The organism is Allobosea sp. FW305-C-101, assembly GCF_058783685.1.
Genome location: NZ_JBYSYT010000004.1, coordinates 1 through 16208, shown reverse-complemented (window position 1 = coordinate 16208; position 16208 = coordinate 1). Strand labels below are relative to the sequence as shown.

Annotated in this window: 15 protein-coding genes; 5 read left to right on the top strand and 10 right to left on the bottom strand. The window is 66.6% G+C overall.

Annotated elements, in window-relative coordinates:
- Positions 1 to 48: 48 nt before the first annotated feature.
- The gene (gene olsB, locus AC3WMA_RS17515; protein WP_492286637.1) at positions 49 to 1002 is read left to right on the top strand and encodes a l-ornithine N(alpha)-acyltransferase; all 954 of its coding nucleotides are present in this window, start codon (positions 49 to 51) and stop codon (positions 1000 to 1002) included.
- Here olsB and AC3WMA_RS17510 read toward each other — a convergent pair whose 3' ends face one another.
- The 3 genes from AC3WMA_RS17510 to AC3WMA_RS17500 are packed head-to-tail and all read right to left on the bottom strand — an operon-like array spanning position 1003 to position 3694.
- On the bottom strand, positions 1003 to 1869 hold the full coding sequence (locus tag AC3WMA_RS17510; protein WP_492286636.1) for an SDR family oxidoreductase: 867 nt from the start codon (positions 1867 to 1869) through the stop codon (positions 1003 to 1005). It abuts the gene before it with no gap.
- Positions 1866 to 3005 (bottom strand): tRNA epoxyqueuosine(34) reductase QueG, encoded by a 1140-nt coding sequence (queG, locus tag AC3WMA_RS17505; RefSeq protein ID WP_492286635.1) that lies wholly within the window; start codon positions 3003 to 3005, stop codon positions 1866 to 1868. The genes AC3WMA_RS17510 and queG overlap by 4 nt, the downstream gene beginning before the upstream one ends.
- Positions 3002 to 3694, bottom strand: a complete 693-nt coding sequence (locus AC3WMA_RS17500) for a glutathione S-transferase family protein (RefSeq protein WP_492286634.1) — start codon at positions 3692 to 3694, stop codon at positions 3002 to 3004. Before AC3WMA_RS17500 ends, queG begins: the two co-directional genes overlap by 4 nt.
- A 257-nt stretch (positions 3695 to 3951) precedes the next feature.
- Between AC3WMA_RS17500 and AC3WMA_RS17495 the strand changes: the two genes are divergently transcribed.
- Positions 3952 to 4749 carry an undecaprenyl-diphosphate phosphatase gene (locus AC3WMA_RS17495; RefSeq protein WP_492286633.1) on the top strand — a complete coding sequence of 266 codons (798 nt, stop codon included), beginning with the start codon at positions 3952 to 3954 and terminating at the stop codon, positions 4747 to 4749.
- Here the strand turns inward: AC3WMA_RS17495 and AC3WMA_RS17490 are convergent, their stop codons facing one another.
- The gene (locus tag AC3WMA_RS17490) at positions 4750 to 6480 is read right to left on the bottom strand and encodes an MFS transporter (RefSeq protein ID WP_492286632.1); all 1731 of its coding nucleotides are present in this window, start codon (positions 6478 to 6480) and stop codon (positions 4750 to 4752) included.
- A 79-nt stretch (positions 6481 to 6559) separates the two neighbouring features.
- Positions 6560 to 7468 (bottom strand): protein-methionine-sulfoxide reductase heme-binding subunit MsrQ, encoded by a 909-nt coding sequence (msrQ, locus tag AC3WMA_RS17485; protein ID WP_492286631.1) that lies wholly within the window; start codon positions 7466 to 7468, stop codon positions 6560 to 6562.
- A 98-nt stretch (positions 7469 to 7566) separates the two neighbouring features.
- Between msrQ and AC3WMA_RS17480 the strand changes: the two genes are divergently transcribed.
- Complete coding sequence (locus tag AC3WMA_RS17480; RefSeq protein WP_492286630.1) at positions 7567 to 8181, top strand: HAD family hydrolase; 615 nt, start codon at positions 7567 to 7569, stop codon at positions 8179 to 8181.
- Between the two features lie 33 nt (positions 8182 to 8214).
- Here the strand turns inward: AC3WMA_RS17480 and AC3WMA_RS17475 are convergent, their stop codons facing one another.
- Complete coding sequence (locus tag AC3WMA_RS17475; protein WP_492286629.1) at positions 8215 to 9342, bottom strand: saccharopine dehydrogenase family protein; 1128 nt, start codon at positions 9340 to 9342, stop codon at positions 8215 to 8217.
- 178 nt (positions 9343 to 9520) lie between these two features.
- On the bottom strand, positions 9521 to 9964 hold the full coding sequence (locus AC3WMA_RS17470) for an Lrp/AsnC family transcriptional regulator (protein ID WP_377844522.1): 444 nt from the start codon (positions 9962 to 9964) through the stop codon (positions 9521 to 9523).
- Between the two features lie 235 nt (positions 9965 to 10199).
- Between AC3WMA_RS17470 and AC3WMA_RS17465 the strand changes: the two genes are divergently transcribed.
- Positions 10200 to 10664 (top strand): hypothetical protein, encoded by a 465-nt coding sequence (locus AC3WMA_RS17465; RefSeq protein ID WP_492286628.1) that lies wholly within the window; start codon positions 10200 to 10202, stop codon positions 10662 to 10664.
- Between the two features lie 58 nt (positions 10665 to 10722).
- On the opposite strand, the gene AC3WMA_RS17460 is transcribed toward AC3WMA_RS17465, so the two are convergent.
- The 3 genes from AC3WMA_RS17460 to ilvD form a co-directional block, all read right to left on the bottom strand.
- A complete protein-coding gene (locus AC3WMA_RS17460) occupies positions 10723 to 11658 on the bottom strand; it encodes a hypothetical protein (protein ID WP_492286627.1) in 936 nt (311 codons plus the stop codon).
- 71 nt (positions 11659 to 11729) lie between these two features.
- Positions 11730 to 12830 carry an HPP family protein gene (locus AC3WMA_RS17455; RefSeq protein WP_492286626.1) on the bottom strand — a complete coding sequence of 367 codons (1101 nt, stop codon included), beginning with the start codon at positions 12828 to 12830 and terminating at the stop codon, positions 11730 to 11732.
- A gap of 190 nt (positions 12831 to 13020) precedes the next feature.
- The gene (ilvD, locus tag AC3WMA_RS17450) at positions 13021 to 14862 is read right to left on the bottom strand and encodes a dihydroxy-acid dehydratase (protein WP_492286625.1); all 1842 of its coding nucleotides are present in this window, start codon (positions 14860 to 14862) and stop codon (positions 13021 to 13023) included.
- 201 nt (positions 14863 to 15063) lie between these two features.
- On the opposite strand from ilvD, the gene AC3WMA_RS17445 reads away from it, so the two are divergent.
- On the top strand, positions 15064 to 15930 hold the full coding sequence (locus AC3WMA_RS17445; protein ID WP_492286624.1) for a LysR substrate-binding domain-containing protein: 867 nt from the start codon (positions 15064 to 15066) through the stop codon (positions 15928 to 15930).
- Positions 15931 to 16208: the final 278 nt, after the last annotated feature.

Genomic DNA, 16208 nt, shown 5'->3' with positions numbered 1-16208 from the left:
CGGAGCAAGCCTACCTCATGCCGGTAGCGGCAGGAGATGAGAGAAGCGATGGCATTGCACGTTTCTGGAAGCAAGAACGCGCTGCCCAGCCGGTTTTCAGCCGGCAATCCGTTCTCGCGCTTCGCCCCGTTGATATTGATGAAGGGCGGAGCCATGCGCCGGTCGGGCGCCGGGATCGATGAAGCGCCGCTGTCCGGAACCCTGGGCCGGATCGGCTCGCTCGAGGTGCGGCTGGCCCGCGGCCCGCGCGAGGTCTGGCGGGCGCAGCGCCTGCGCTATCGCGTGTTCTATCAGGAGATGTCCGCCAAGCCCGACGTGATCTCGCGCATGTTCCGCCGCGATGCCGATCGCTTCGACAAGGCCTGCGACCATCTCCTCGTCATCGATCACGCTGCGCGCGGGCGCTTCGGCGGCATCAAGCCCAAGGTCGTCGGCACCTATCGCCTGATGCGCCAGAGCGCCGCCGAGCGCCTTGGCGGCTTCTATACCCAGGGCGAATACGATCTTGGCCCGATGCTGGCGCGCCATCCCGGCGGCCGCTTCCTCGAACTCGGCCGCTCCTGCGTGCTGCAGCCCTACCGCACGAAGCGGACGGTCGAATTGCTCTGGTCCGGCATCTGGGCCTATCTCCAGCATCACCGCATCGATGCGATGTTCGGTTGCGCCTCCTTCGACGGCACCGATCCCGACGCCCTGGCGCTGCCGCTGAGCTTCCTGCACCATCAGGCCCGCTCGGAGGGCGACTGGGCCGCGACCGCCCATGCCGATCAGTTCGTCGGCATGGATCGACTGCCGCCGGAGATGGTCGATGCCAAGCTCGCCCTCAAGCAGTTGCCGCCCCTGATCAAGGGTTACCTGCGCATCGGCGCCCGCTTCGGCACCGGCGCGGTCGTCGACCGCCAGTTCGGCACCACCGACGTACTGGTCGTGCTGCCGGTCTCGGCGATCGACAAGCGCTATACCGACTACTATGGCGGCGAAGGCCCCCGGCACGCCGCCTGACTATTCGCCGGCTGCGGCCAGGGCTCGCAGCGCCTCGCGATAGGTCGGGTAGCGGAAGGCATAGCCGAGTTCCCGCTTCACCAGCGCATTCGAGACGCGTTTGCTCTCGCCGTAGAAACTTGCCGCCATCGGCGAGAGCTTCGCCTGCTCGAACGGGATTTCCGGCGGCGGCTCTAACCCCGTCAGCTCGGCCGCGAAAGTGATGACGTCCTGCGGCGGGCCGGGCTCGTCATCCGTGACGTTGTAAATCGCTCCCTGCCGCGGCTTGGCCAGCGAAGCCATGAGCACGCCGGCGATGTCATCGACATGGATGCGGTTGAAGACCTGCCCCGGCTTGATCAGGCGGTTCGCCGTGCCGCTGCGCAGCTTGGTGATGGCGTTGCGGCCGGGGCCGTAGATGCCCGACAGGCGGAAGATCTGCACGGGCTTGCCGCTGTCACGGCCGAGCTGCAGCCAGGCCTCCTCGATATCGACGCGCTGGCGGGTGCGGGCATTGGTCGGCGCCGGTGGCGTGTCCTCATCGATCCAGGCGCCGCCCTGATCGCCATAGACGCCGATGGTCGAGAGATAGCCGATCCAGCGCAGGTTCGGCGCCGCCATCAGCGCTGCGCGCAAGGGGCCGAGCGCCGGGTCGCCGTCCTCGGCCGGCTGCACCGAGACCAGCACGGCGTCCGCCTCCGCCACCGCCTTGGCGAGCGGGGACGACACCGCGAAGCCGCCGAAGACCAGCGTCCGGATGCCCTGGCGGCTGAGCTCTGCCGCCTTCTCGGCGGAGCGGACGGTGCCCGTCACCTCCCAGCCCCGCGCCAGTGCGGCGCGCGCGAAGAACCCGGCGGAATAGCCGAGGCCGAGGATCAGGATATTCATGCGGCGTCTTCCGTCTGGGGCATCAGCGCGTGCCACTCGGCGCGCACCTGCGGGTCGGCTTCATCGCCAAGGCGGGCGATGGCAAGTTGCCGGGCACGTTCGGCATCGAGCCGTCCCAGCGCCCAGACCGCCATGGCGCGGACGAGCGGCGAGGGATCGGCAAGATGGGGCAGGGCGCTGTCGATAAGCGCAGCCCGGCCGCTGTTGCCGATTGCGATCAGTACATTGCGCAGAAAGCGGTCGCGGCCGGTGCGCTTCACCGGCGTGCCTGCGAAGAGCGCGCGGAAGGCGGGATCGTCGAGGCGGGCGAGCGCGGCGAGGTCGAGCCCATCCAGTTCGTCCTTGAGCGCGAGACGGGTTTCCTGTGCAGCCTCGGCGAACTTGTTCCAGGGGCAGACCGCGAGGCAGTCGTCGCAGCCGAACACCCTGTTGCCGATGCCGGGGCGCAGTGCAGCATCGATATGGCCGGCGTGCTCGATGGTGAGATAGGCGATGCAGCGGCGGGCATCGAGCTGGTAGGGCGCCGGGAAGGCATCGGTCGGGCAGATGTCGAGGCAGCGCCGGCAGGAGCCGCAATGGTCGCGCTCGGCCGCGTCTGCCGGCAGTTCGGCGGTGGTGTAGATCGCCCCTAACAGCAGCCAGGAGCCGTGCTCGCGCGAGACCAGCACGGTATGCTTGCCCTGCCAGCCGAGCCCGGCCGCCTGCGCCAGCGGCTTCTCCATGACGGGAGCGGTATCGACGAAGACCTTGACGTCGGCGCCGCCGCGCGCGGCGAGCAGACCGGCGACGCTCTTCAGCTTGCCCTTGATGACGTCGTGATAGTCGCGTCGCCTCGCATAGAGCGAGATCGCCGCCTTGTCTGGCTGGGCGAGCATGGCGAGCGGATCGCCTTCGCCGGCATAGTTCATGCCGAGCATGACGACGGAGCGGACCTCGCTCCAGAGCTGGCGCGGATCGGCGCGCTGCGCCTGCCGCTCCGCCATCCAGTCCATCTCGCCCTGATAGCCATGGGCGAGCCAGGCTTCGAGGCGCTCCGGCGCCCGCGGGATCGCATCGGCCGCGGCGACGCGCATCACCGCGAAGCCCTCAGTGAGCGCCCGTGCTTCAACGGCGCGCTTGAGTTTCTCGCCGTTCAAAAATCCAGATTGTCGTAATGGGCGCTCGGAGCCATGCCGGCTATGCGGTCGCTCAGGAGCGGCCGGAAGCTCGGTCTCGACTTGATCCTCGCATACCATGCGCGAGCCGCCTCATCCTCTTCCCAGGGCACGTCGCCGAGATAGTCGACGCAGGAGAGATGCGCCGCCGCCGCGAGATCGGCATAGCTCATCTGCGCCCCCGCGAGCCAGTTCCGCTTGGCCAGCAGCCAGGAAATATAGCGCAGATGATAGCGCACATTGGCGCGCGCCGCGCGGATCGTGCTCATATCGGGCGAGCCGCCGCCATCGTCGCGGCTCATGAAGCGCTTCATCACCTTTTCCAGCACGAGCGGGCCGGTGATCTCCTCATGAAACTTGATGTTGAACCAGTCGAGCAGGCGGCGCACCTCGACGCGCTCGCCGGGTCCTTCCGGCAGCAGGCGGCGATCGCCGAGCGCGAGGCCCCGCGTCTCGTCGAGATACTCCGAGATCGGCCCGGCGCCGGGGACGGCGAGGCCGTTCTGCTCCTGGAATACGGGCGTCGTGCCCGCGGTGTTGAGCTCGATGAACTCCCGCCGGCGCTCCCAGACGCGTTCCTCGACCAGTTCGGCCTCCATGCCGAACTCGCTGAGCGCGAGGCGGATGAAACGCGAATGCGGGCATAGCGGGTAATGATAAAGGGTCGCCATGGCACTCATGAGGACTGTGAAGCAGGCAAAATGCGACGGAAGCAGGGCCGCCGGGCTTGCAGCGACCCGATAGGCGACGGGGGCTTGCTATAATCATGCCGGAAAAACGCCACAACCCGCGACGACGGCGATACCCGCAATTTGCCGCTGCTGCTTCGCAAAGTGGTAACCAATTTGCAAAGAGCTGGGCGTAAGCCGGCGACAGGCCGGTGCGGATCGAAATCCGCGAGGCCTGATTCGCGCGAGGAAAGTCTTCCATGCACAACCTGATCGAAGCCTTCATTCTCGGCATCGTCGAGGGTCTCACCGAGTTCCTGCCGGTCTCCTCGACCGGGCATTTGCTCCTGCTCGGCCATTTCCTCGGCTTCGAATCCAACGGCAAGACCTTCGAGGTCCTGGTCCAGCTTGGCGCGATCCTGGCGATCACGCTGGTCTATTTCCGGCGCCTGCTCGATATCGCCTTGCGCATCCCCAGCGACCCGTCGGCGCGGCGTTTCGTCATCGGCGTGCTCATCGCCTTCCTCCCGGCGGCCGTGATCGGCGCCTTGCTGCACAGCTTCATCAAGGGTGTGCTGTTCAACCCCTTCATCGTCTGCTGCACGCTGATCGCTGGCGGCCTGATCCTGCTCGTCGTCGACGAACTGGAATTGCAGGAGAAGCACACCGATGCGACGACCTTCCCGCTGCCGATGTATTTCAAGATCGGGCTGATCCAGTGCCTGGCGATGGTGCCGGGTGTCTCGCGCTCGGGCTCGACCATCGTCGGCGCCATGCTGCTCGGCGCGAGCAAGCGCGCTGCGGCGGAATTCTCCTTCTTCCTGGCGATGCCGACCATGGCCGGCGCCTTCGCCTATGACCTGCTCAAGAGCTACAAGTTCCTGACTTTCGACGATGGCGTCATGATCGGCGTCGGCTTCGTCGCCGCCTTCATCTCGGCCCTGATCGTGGTGAGGAGTTTCCTCGACTTCGTCTCGAAGCGCGGCTTCGCGCCCTTCGCCTGGTGGCGCATCATCGTCGGCATGGTCGGCCTCGCCGGCCTCTGGATCGTCGGCTGATCAGGCGGGCCGCGCCGGGTCGTTGAGCGAGTCGGCGAGCGTCGGCGTCCGGCTCGGCGCCAGTTGCGGCAGCGAGGCCGTCTGCCGCTCGATCATGCGGTGGACCACGGGTGGGTTCGGGCCGCTATGCAACGCGCGGACCTGCTCGCCGATCTCGGCATCGGCCTGGGTGACGCGCTGGTTCTGGCGGACATACTCGACCCAGGTCGGGCTGTCATAGCGCTCGATCCAGAGCGTCGGGTCGGTCAGGTCGCGCAGCAGCGTCCAATGCCGGGCGCCGTCGCGGCGCCGGATGCGTCGCCGCTCCGCCATCACGGTCAGGAAGGCGACGACGTCCTCGGGCTTGATGATGTACTCGATGGTGACGATGACCGGGCCGGAGCGCGGCTCGATATCGACCGCGACCTTAGGCTCGCGCCAGCGGCTGAGCGGGTCGAGATTGAGTGCCTCGAGCGGCGGCAGCCGGTAGCGCAGACCCAGTATCGCTCCGGCGATCAAGACAACAGCCGACATCAACAGCGCCTTCTCGACGCCGAAATGCTGGGCCGAGCGGCCCCAGGCCCAGCTGCCCATCGCCATGCCGCCAAAGGTCGCCATCTGGTACATCGCCAGCGCCCGGCCGACGACCCAGCGTGGCGCCGAGAGCTGCACCGTCGCGTTGAAGGTCGAGAGCGCCAGCACCCAGCAGGCGCCGCAGACGCACAGGCCCGCCATGGCCAGCCAGATCGTCTTGCTGAAGGCGATCAGGGTGACGCCGCAGGCATAGGCGATGAAGGTCGAGCGCACGAGCGCCTCCGTGCTCATCGCCCGGCGCAGGCGCGCGCTCATGAAGGCGCCGGCGACGGCGCCCGCCCCGAAGGCGCCGAGCAGCACGCCATAGGTCAGGGGGCCGCCGCGCACGAGGTCGCGCGCGATCAGCGGCAAGAGCGCCAGCCCCACGATGGCGCCGAAGCCGTAGACGAAGGCGCGCAGCGTGACCGTGCGGATGTTCGGGGACATCGCGACATAGCGGATGCCGGCGCCCATCGCGATGAACAGCGTCTCGCGCGGCAGGAGCCGTTCCACCTTGGGCGGCGACCAGCGTGCCAGCACGATCAGCAGGGGGATATAGCTGAAGGCGTTGATGATGAAGGCGGCGACCGCGCCGGCCGCCGCGACGATCGCGCCGCCGATCGCGGGGCCGACGCTGCGGGCGATGTTGAAGGCGACGCTGTTCAGCGTCACCGCCGCTGGCACGTCACGACGCGGGACCATGTCGCCGACCGAGGATTGCCAGGCCGGGTTGTTCAGCGCCGTGCCGCAGCCGATCAGGAAGGTGAAGGTCAGCAGCAGCCAGGGCGTGATCAGGCCGAACCAGGCACTGACCGCAAGCCCGATCGAAACCAGCAGCATGAAGACCTGGGCAGTGAGCAGGATCTTGCGCCGGTCGTAATTGTCGGCGATGGCGCCGGCCGCCAGCGAGAACAGCATCACCGGCAGTGTCGTCGAGGCCTGGACCAGCGCCACCAGCTCGGCCGAAGGCGAGATCGAGGCCATCATCCAAGAGGCGCCGACCGCCTGGACGAGGCCGCCGAAATTCGAGACCAGGCTGGCGAACCAGACGGCGCGGAAGATCGGCTGCTGCAGCGGAACGAAGGGCGAAACCCGGGCCTGGGTAGGCTTGATGCCCTCCGAGGCGAGCTCGGCTTCTACGACATCGGCCGTGGGCTGGGCGTGCTGGTCGTCAGGCATGTCATAGGGTTAGAGCATGAGTGCTGGAGGGGGAAACCCTTTCCATCCGGAAGATGTCGAAACTTGGAAAGTTTTTCTCTCACGTGGCCCGCGCGGCAGCGGTCTCGCGCGCCTGCCGTGGCGGACGGGCCTTGCGGGCGCGCAGGCCGTGACTGAGCGCCACTGCCAGACCGGCGAGCAAGACCCAATGCGCCGGCCGGATCGAGGCGTAATCCTGATAGGTCAGGATGTCAGCATTGGCCTGGAAGACCAGCCAGGCCGAGACGCCCGAGGTCGCCGCATACCAGCCGGCTTCGAGGCCGGCGGTGAGCAGTCCAGCAAGAAGCGCTAGGCCCGCGAGCAGGGGCACGGATACCGGCAGCTTCCAGCGATAGAGGCCGCGATAGAGCATCAGCAGCAGGAACAGCCCGCTCATCAGCACCGGCTCGGTGACGTCGATCTTCGATTGCAGCGCGAAATGCAGCAGCGCCAGCATCGCGATCGGATAGACGAGATTGTGCAGGCGCTGCCAGTTCTTGCCGAGGCGGCGGATCATGCCGTCGGTCGAGGTTACGCCCTGCGCGACGAGGCCGATCAGCGCGACGAAGCCGATGGTCAGGTAGAAGCGCTTGACGATCTCCGAGACGATCAGCCCCCAGTCGAAGGCCATGTCGATGCAGTAGAGCCCGAGATGCCCGAGCGCATAGGCCATGACGCCGAGGCCGAGCATGCGGCGGATGCCGATCAGCTTGCCCCAGTCGAACAGGCGCCGGAACGGCGAGACCGCGAGCGTGGCGATGAGGATTCTGACCGTCCACGTCCCGGTCTGGTGGATCGCCTGCGTCCAGGGCTTGGAGCCGAGCTGGTGCATCCAGGCCGCATAGAGCAGCATGAGCGCGGGCACGAGCAGCAGCGCGAAGGCGGCAGCCCGCAGGCCGGAGAACCGGCCCTGCCGGTCGGTCCAGGGCAGCCAGGTTCGTAAGCCGGTATTTGCGGGGCGGGCGCTCATGACCCCGGCATAAACGATGGGGTCGGCCCCTGTCCTGCACGTCTGGACACAAGCGCGTGAATGGGTTGTCCTGCCCGCCCTTTCAATCGGGTTTGGTCATGGCTTCCAGCACTCCCATCGTCGTCTTCGATGTCGGCAACGTCCTGCTGCGCTGGGATGCGCGGCTGATCTATCGCTCGCTGATCCCCGAGCCCGAGCGGCTCGACTGGTTCATGCAGAACATCTGCACGGGCGACTGGAATCTGGAGCAGGATCGCGGCCGCTCCTGGGAGGAGGGCGTGGCGCTGCTCGTCAAGCAGCACCCGGAATGGGAGCGCGAGATCCGCGCCTTCGATGAAAGCTGGCACGACAGCGTGCCCCATACCATCGCCGACAGCGTCGCGGTGCTGGAGGAGCTGAAAGGGCAGGGCGAGAAGGTCTACGCCATCACCAATTTCTCGCGCGAGAAATGGGCGGAATGCCTGGTCCGCTTCCCGTTCCTGCAGAGCTTCGACGGCGTCGTCGTTTCAGCCCATGAGCGGATGCTGAAGCCGGAGCGCGCGATCTACGAGGTGCTGTTCGATCGCTATGGCCTGACGGCCAGGGACTGCATCTTCGTCGATGACAGCGAGAAGAACGTGGTGGGGGCCCGCGCCGCCGGCATGCGGACCGTCCATTTCGTCGAGCCCATCGACCTGCGCGCCGAATTGCGCGGTCTGGGCGTCAGGCTCTGACGAGCAGAGCCTGACTTGTGAGAGCGCGGGCGTTCAGGCCGCGCTCTTGATCGCGACGGTCGGCACGAGGCCGGCGGCATCGACGCCGCGGGCTTCGCCGACCAGCCGGGCGCCGGCCTTGGTCGCGAGGAAATCGGCGAGGACGGCGTCTTCCTGGCGCACGAAGCCCTTGGCGGGCAGCTTGCCGGCGAGGAAGAGCTCGACCATCGCGACGCAGCCGGCGGCGGTGGTGAGCTGGATCGCGCCGAGCTCGTCATTGCCGTCATAGCGCAGCACGACGCTCTCCTCCTCGAGGCGGCCGCGGCGCTCGCCGACACCGGTCACGAAGATCACGACCACGTCCTTGCGGGTGAAGGGCGCGGAATGCGTCAGGATACGGCGCAGCGTCTCGCGGTCGTCGGCGAGGTCGAGGTCGCGCAGCAGCAGCTTCATGATCTCGGCATGGCCGGGATAGCGCAGCGTCTTGTAGCTCATGTTGCGGACCTTGCCGGCGAGCGTCTCGGTCAGGGTGCCCAGCCCGCCCGAGGTGTTGAAGGCTTCGTAGGCGACGCCGTCGATCATGACGCTCTCGATGCCTTCGAGCGCCGGCACCAGGGTCGGCTGGCCGTCGAAGACGATCTCGCAGGGGTTGCAGTATTCGTTGATCAGGCCGTCGACCGACCAGGTCACGTTGTAGCGCAGCGCATTGGTCGGATAGAGCGGCAGCGCGCCGACACGCATCTTGATGGCGCGGACATTCTCGAAGCGCGCCGCCATGTCGGCGCCGAGGATGCAGATGAAGCCCGGAGCCAGGCCGCATTGCGGGACGAGCGCGACATCGGAGGTCTCGCCGAGTTCCTTGATGTAGGCGGTGGTGGCGACGTCCTCGGTCAGGTCGAAATAATGGGTCTTGGTCTCGGCGGCGACCTTAGCGATGCCCTTGTTCAGGAAATAGGGGCAGGCGCTGACGACGATATCGCGGTCTTTCAGGAACACGCGCAGCGCGTCGAGATTGGACGCATCGACGGTCTCGGTGGCAAAGCGGCCGCCGGCCGCGTGCTTGAGCTGCGCGGCGGAAGCGTCGGCCAGCGTCACCTGATGGCCCTGCTCGGCCAGCATGCCGGCGATGATGACGCCGATCTGGCCGGCGCCGAGCACGGCAATGCGCTTCTGGATGGTCATGTGCGATCTCCTGGTGGGTCTCGGGCAGGCCAGGAGCCTCCCCCTCGATGCGGAGCATCGCCGCAAGCCGTGCAGGCTTTAACAAGCGGATCGCCGGGGGAGGGGGTTATGATCAGTCAATTCGATGGGATATGCTGAAGAATGATGAGAAACGGTACGGGCCGCGACGGCCTCGTCCTCAGCGTTCGAACTTGCGGGCCAGAATCACCGAGGAGATGGTCCGGCGTACGCCTTCCATTTCGGCGATCCAGTCGATGATCGTGTCGAGGTCGCTGGAGGTCTCGCACTCGATCTTGACGCTGAGGTCGAAATGGCCGCTCAGCGTGTGGCATTGCACGATTTCCGGCCGTTTCTTCAGCGCCGCGACGACGCCACCCTGCTGTTTCATCTCCAGCTCGATCATGATCAGCGCCGCGATCGTGGTCGCCGGCCGGCTCGCCTTGCCGAGGATCGTTGTATAGCCGGCGATGACGCCGTCGCGTTCGAGCCGGCTGAGCCGGCCCTGCGCCGTCGCGCGGGAGACGCCGAGCTGCTTGGCGATCTCCGACAGCGGCAGGCGGGCGTTCTCGGTGAGGATGCGGATGAGCTCGCGGTCCTTTGCGGCGTCTGACGGCCGTGCCATGTCGTCTCCAGCGGTTCGGCGGGCCGTCATATAGCAGGGAAATCCCACAGTCTCGCAAGAGCACGGATCGCGGCGGCCGTCGCGAAGCTTTCACCTGCCAAGCAGCGGGCATTCGCCCGAAAAGGAACATCTTGTCGTCCGAAGCATTGTCGGCACGCCGGAGGGGACTTGCTTCGAGGTGCAAATCGGAGTGGCATGCCGTCCGGCGGCAGCACGCTTTGCCATGGAGAACGCCATGTTCAGGACTTTCATTCTCGCATCAGCATCGGCCTTCGCTTTCGCCTCCTTCTCCGTGGCGCCCGCCTCGGCGCTGACGATGAAGGAATGCAGCGCCAAGTATCAGGACGCCAAGAAGGCCAATACGCTGAAGGGCCAGAAGTGGAACGATTTCCGCAAGGCCCAGTGCGGCGATGACGACGCCAACGATGCCGATGCCGCTGCTGCGGTGCCGGAGACCGCGGCCCCCGCGACGACGACCGCTGCGGCCCCCGCTGCCAAGCCGGCCGGCAGGGCCAAGGCTGCCGTCTTCCCGAAGGCTGTCGCGCAGAAATATTCGAACGAGAGCGCCGGCAAGGCCCGCCTCAAGACCTGCGCCGACCAGTACAACGCCAACAAGGCGGCCAATGCCAATGGCGAGCTCAAGTGGATCGAGAAGGGCGGCGGCTACTGGAGCCAGTGCAACACCAAGCTGAAGAGCTGATCCTTAGCCAGACGCAAGTTTCCGGAACGCCGCGCCGCAAGGCGCGGCGTTTCCATTTCTACAGCGATTGCGAAGGGCGCGATCCTGAATCGGTCGGCCGGCTCGGTGCCGTATTGTCCGGCCGCTGCCCTTTGCCGATCATCTCGCCGCGCGAGCGGATGATATGCGCCGTGACCGCCTCCTGGACGCGCTTCTCCGCGGCATCGCGCACGGCGTTGCGATTAGCCGGCCGCCCGTCCTCGTTCTCGATGATTTCGATCGTGGCATTGGTCAGGGCATCGACATCGCCCTTGCAGAACAGCATCGCGGCCTTGGCGACGACCTCGGCTTTTTCGTCGGTGAGCAGCATCGTCGCGCCCTCGCGGCCGATGCAGGCCAGCATCTTGGTGCGGATCAGGTCGCGCGTTTTTTCCAGCAGCGCCTTCTTCTCGGCCCGCGCCGCGCGTTCCTGCTCCGTCGGCTGAGGCGTCTGGGCCTGGGCGGGCGCACCGGGCGTGACCGGCCCGCGCACATTGGCACTCTGCTTCACGCATTCGACCAGCGCCGGCAGCATCTCGCCGGTCGAGGTCAGCGCGAAGGTATAGCGCGCGTCATTGGCGACGAGTTCGAGATAGCGCCCTTGCCGGAAGGCATTGATCAGGGCGGATTGGGCGGGCATGGCGATGGTGACCAGCGTTGGCGATTTGATATTGGCGGTCACGTCGATGGTCGAGCTGCGGTCAAAGACGAGCTGGAGCTTCAGCGTCTCGCCGGTCCTGAGTTTCCATTCCGGCTTCGAGAAGCCTAGCAACCAGGAGAATTGCGCGGTCACCGAGGTCAGCATCGTGACGCCGCTCTTGTAGCGGGCGCTGACGGCGCAATGCGAGAAGGCGCCGGTCTGGTCGTTGGTGAAGGTGCCGCCCGACCAGTTGCCGACGACGATCTTACCGAACGGACCGGCGGCTGCCGCCGGCAAGGACAGAAGACAGCTCAGGGCGACGATCGCGGCCCGCATCCAATTTCCTCCGTTGAGACGCCGTCTCAAGGCTAAAGCAGGATGGCGGCCGGGGGGAACCCGCTTTTTCGTCAGGCGGCCTCGCACCGGAGCGGGCGCAGCAGCACGGCAAGGAGATCGCTCTGGCTGACCAGCCCAACCAGGCGCTCCCGGTCGTCGACGACGATGACGGCATGGTGGCGGCCATCGGTGAGGGCGGCGATGAGGTCGACGGCCGGCTCGTCCAGGCGCGCGATCACGGCCGGGGACATCACATCATGGATGCGCATACCCGGGTGGGTCAGTTCGCGCAGGCCGACCGTGCCGAGCACCTTGTTCTCGCGATCAACCACCGGCAGCGTCCGGACCGCATGGTCGAGCAGCAAACGGCGGGCGGTCTCGATATCGTCGTGCTGGTCGACCCGGATGAGATCGCGGGACATGATGTCGGCGCAGCGCGGCAGGTCACGATTGCGGGCAAGGGCATGCAATTCGACGCGCCGCATCAGCCGATCGAGATCGTCCCGGTCGATGTCGAAGGCCTCGCCGACGTCATTCAATGCGGCGTCGATATCGGCTTCGGTGAAGCCCACGCGCTGTGCCGAGGGCAGGTCCTTCGTGCCATGAGTGTTCGCCGAGGCCTGCGCGCGGTGCGGGTAGCTATGGCTGGAGAAGCGGTGGAACGCGATGCCGAGCAGGGTGAGCACCAGCGCATTGAGCCCGACCGGAACGAAGGCGAAGCCGAGCCCGTAGGTCGCAACCGCAGGCCCGCCGAGCGCGGCGGTCAATGCCGCTGCCCCGCCCGGTGGATGCAGGCAGCGCAGCAGGGACATCGCCGCGATCGAAAGCGCCACCGCGCATCCGGCTGCGATCGCCGGCTCCGGCACATAGCGGCTGACGAGGAGGCCGATCAAGGCCGAGACGGTGTTGCCGCCGACGATCGGCCAGGGCTGCGCCAGCGGGCTCGACGGGATCGCGAAGAGCAGCAGCGCAGACGCCCCCATCGGCGCGACGAGCAGCGGCAGATGCGGGTCGTTGCCGAGCAGCAGGCTGCAGATCAGCCCGGTTGCGCCGACACAAACGAGCGCGCCGACGCAGGAGACCAGACGGTCACGCCAGGTCGCGCCGGCCAGAAGCGGCACGAAGAACCGGAAACGCGAGCGCTCTGGAGAGGGAGGGGAAACCGAACTCATGACGGCCGATTGGGCTGCTCAAATTGTGTGCAGGCTCAATAGGCGGATCGTGTTTGGCGGGGCAACGTCATTCTGCCGTCGAACCGGCCGTTTTTCTGTAAAAGGCAGAAACGTCTTTCCGCGCGGCGCGCTTGGGAAATTTCGATCTAGCGAGGTCGCCCGGTCGGATTGGCCGGGCGACCCGCAATCATCAATCGACGACGCGCACGGCGCCGCGGGCCGCGCTCGTGGTCGTCGCGGCATAGGCCTTCAGCGCGGTCGTGACCTTGCGCTTGCGCGGGGCGGCCGGCTTCCAGGCATCCTTGCCCTTCGCCTCCATCGCGGCGCGGCGGCGCGCCAGTTCCTCATCGGAAACCTCAAGCGAGATGCCGCGATTGGGGATGTCGATCGCGATGATGTCGCCGCTCTCGACCAGGCCGATCGCGCCGCCTTCGGCCGCTTCCGGCGAGACATGGCCGATCGAAAGGCCGGACGAACCGCCCGAGAAGCGCCCGTCGGTGATCAGCGCGCAGGCCTTTCCGAGGCCCTTCGACTTCAGGTAGCTCGTCGGATAGAGCATCTCCTGCATGCCCGGCCCGCCGCGCGGCCCCTCATAGCGGATCAGCACGATATCGCCTTCCTTGACCTTGCGATTGAGGATGCCCTCGACCGCCGCGTCCTGGCTCTCGAAGATCACGGCCGGGCCGGAGAACTTGAGGATCGAGGCGTCGACGCCCGCCGTCTTCACGATGCAGCCGTCGAGCGCGATGTTGCCGAACAGAACGGCGAGACCGCCATCCTTGGAATAGGCATACTCCGCGCTGCGGATCACGCCCTTCTCGCGGTCGGCGTCGAGTTCCGCGAAACGCCGGTCCTGGCTGAAGGCGGTCTGGGTCGGCACGCCGCCGGGGGCCGCGCTATAGAAGGAGCGCACCGCTTCGCTCTGGGTCTGCGTGATGTCCCAGCGCGCCAGCGCGTCCGCCATCGTCGCGCTATGGACGGTCGGCAGGGAGGTGTCGATCAGCCCGGCGCGGTCGAGCTCGCCGAGAATCGCCATGATGCCGCCGGCGCGATGGACATCTTCCATATGCACATCGGCGACGGCCGGCGCGACCTTGCAGAGCACCGGCACGCGCCGCGACAGCCGGTCGATATCGGCCATGGTGAAATCGATCTCGGCTTCATGCGCCGCCGCCAGCAGATGCAGCACGGTGTTGGTCGAGCCGCCCATGGCGATGTCGAGCGTCATCGCGTTCTCGAAGGCCTTGAACGAGCCGACATTGCGCGGCAGCACGCTCTCGTCGTCCTGCTCGTAATAGCGACGGGCGAGATCGACGATCAGGTGGCCAGCCTCGACGAAGAGGCGCTTGCGGTCGGCATGGGTGGCGAGCGTCGAGCCGTTACCCGGCAAGGCGAGGCCAAGCGCCTCGGTCAGGCAGTTCATCGAATTCGCCGTGAACATGCCCGAGCAGGAGCCGCAGGTCGGGCAGGCCGAGCGCTCGATCACGTCGACCTGCTCGTCCGTATATTTGTCGTCGGCCGCCGCGATCATCGCGTCGACGAGGTCGACCTTCTTCAGCACGCCTTCGGCGATGTACTTGCCGGCTTCCATCGGGCCGCCCGAGACGAAGACGGTCGGGATGTTCAGGCGCATCGAGGCCATCAGCATGCCGGGCGTGATCTTGTCGCAATTGGAGATGCAGACCATCGCGTCGGCGCAATGGGCATTGACCATGTACTCGACGCTGTCGGCGATCAGCTCGCGCGAGGGCAGGCTGTAGAGCATGCCGTCATGGCCCATCGCGATGCCGTCATCGACCGCGATCGTGTTGAACTCCTTGGCGACGCCGCCGGCCTTCTCGATCTCGCGCGCGACGAGCTGGCCGAGATCCTGGAGATGGACATGGCCCGGCACGAACTGAGTGAAGGAATTCACCACCGCGATGATCGGCTTGCCGAAATCGCTGTCCTTCATGCCAGTGGCGCGCCACAGGCCGCGGGCGCCGGCCATGTTGCGGCCATGGGTGGAGGTGGCGGATCTCAGCCTGGGCATCTCATGCGTCTCCGGTCTCGGGCTCCTGATGTCCCGTTGCGCGGCAGGCTATCGCCCCCGCGCCCTGCGACAAAATTGAATTCTTCGATTTCCATGATCGGCGCTGCGCATGGCGACCCCCGGCCTGCCTATGGGACAGATGGTTTCCGAATTGCCATAACGGTTCTCGCCGAACCGCGAGGGAAGTGAGGACACCGCGCCATGCTGCGCAATATCGACGTGGACCTGCTGCGCAGCTTCGTCACGATCGCGGAGCTCAGGAGCTTCACGCGGGCCGCCGGCGCCCTGTTCCGCAGCCAATCGACGGTCAGCACCCAGATCCGCCGCCTCGAGGAGCTCGCCGGACAGACCCTGCTGCAGCGCTCGCCCCACGAAGTCTTTCTTACGCGCGCGGGCGAACAGTTCCTGGGCTATGCCCGCCGCATCGTCGCGCTGCATGACGAGGCGCTCGACGTCATCAATGCCCAGAGCGTCAGCGGCCGGGTCCGTCTCGCCGTCATGGACGATTACGCCACCATCGTCCTGCCGGAGACCCTGGCGCGCTTCGCGCGCTCGCACCCGGATGTCGAGCTGGAGGTCACGACCGGCTTCACGCGCGATCTCCTGAACAGCCTCGGCGAGGAATTCGATCTGGTGCTCGCGACCCAGAAGGCCGGCGACGGTCGCGGCGAGGTGCTGCGCAAGGAGCAGACGGTCTGGGCCTGCTCGGACCGCAACGCCTTCTCTCTGGAGGAGCCATTGCAGCTCGCCCTTCTGAAGGCGCCCAACATGTTTCGTGAATGGGCACTCGACGCCTTGAACGAGGCGGGCCTGCGCTGGCGCATCCTGTTCTCGTCGTCGAGCATCGGCGCCGTCGAGGCCGTGGCCGCTTCCGGCGTGGCGCTGACGGTGGTGAAGGCGGGGACAGCGCGCCCCGGTCTTCAGTTGCTGGGTGCCGAGCATGGATTGCCCGCTCTGCCGGCTTCCGAGATCGCGCTGCATCTGGCGCCGGGCAGGGCATCGGCTGCTGTGGCTGCGCTCAGCACCTTCCTCGCGGAAGCCCTGAGTGACGCCGCCACTCTTCCCTGAGGCCGTATCTTTCGAGGCTCTATCCTCTGCCCTGAAGCGGGGCAGGTATGGCCGGCCGACGAGGAGGCTTCGAAACATGCCCGGCGGCAGCCCATTCGAGGCTCAAACCTTATCCTTTCGTCTTAAGCCTCTGGATTTATTGCGGAACTCATTTTTGTCGAAAAACTTTCAAAAAGCGCGTTGACAGGAGAAAGGGGTCCCGCCTATAAACCGCCCATCGAGACGGCGCCGCCGCTGAGCGGCGCCTCTTCTGCGCTTCCTTAGGACGCTGGGGCTTA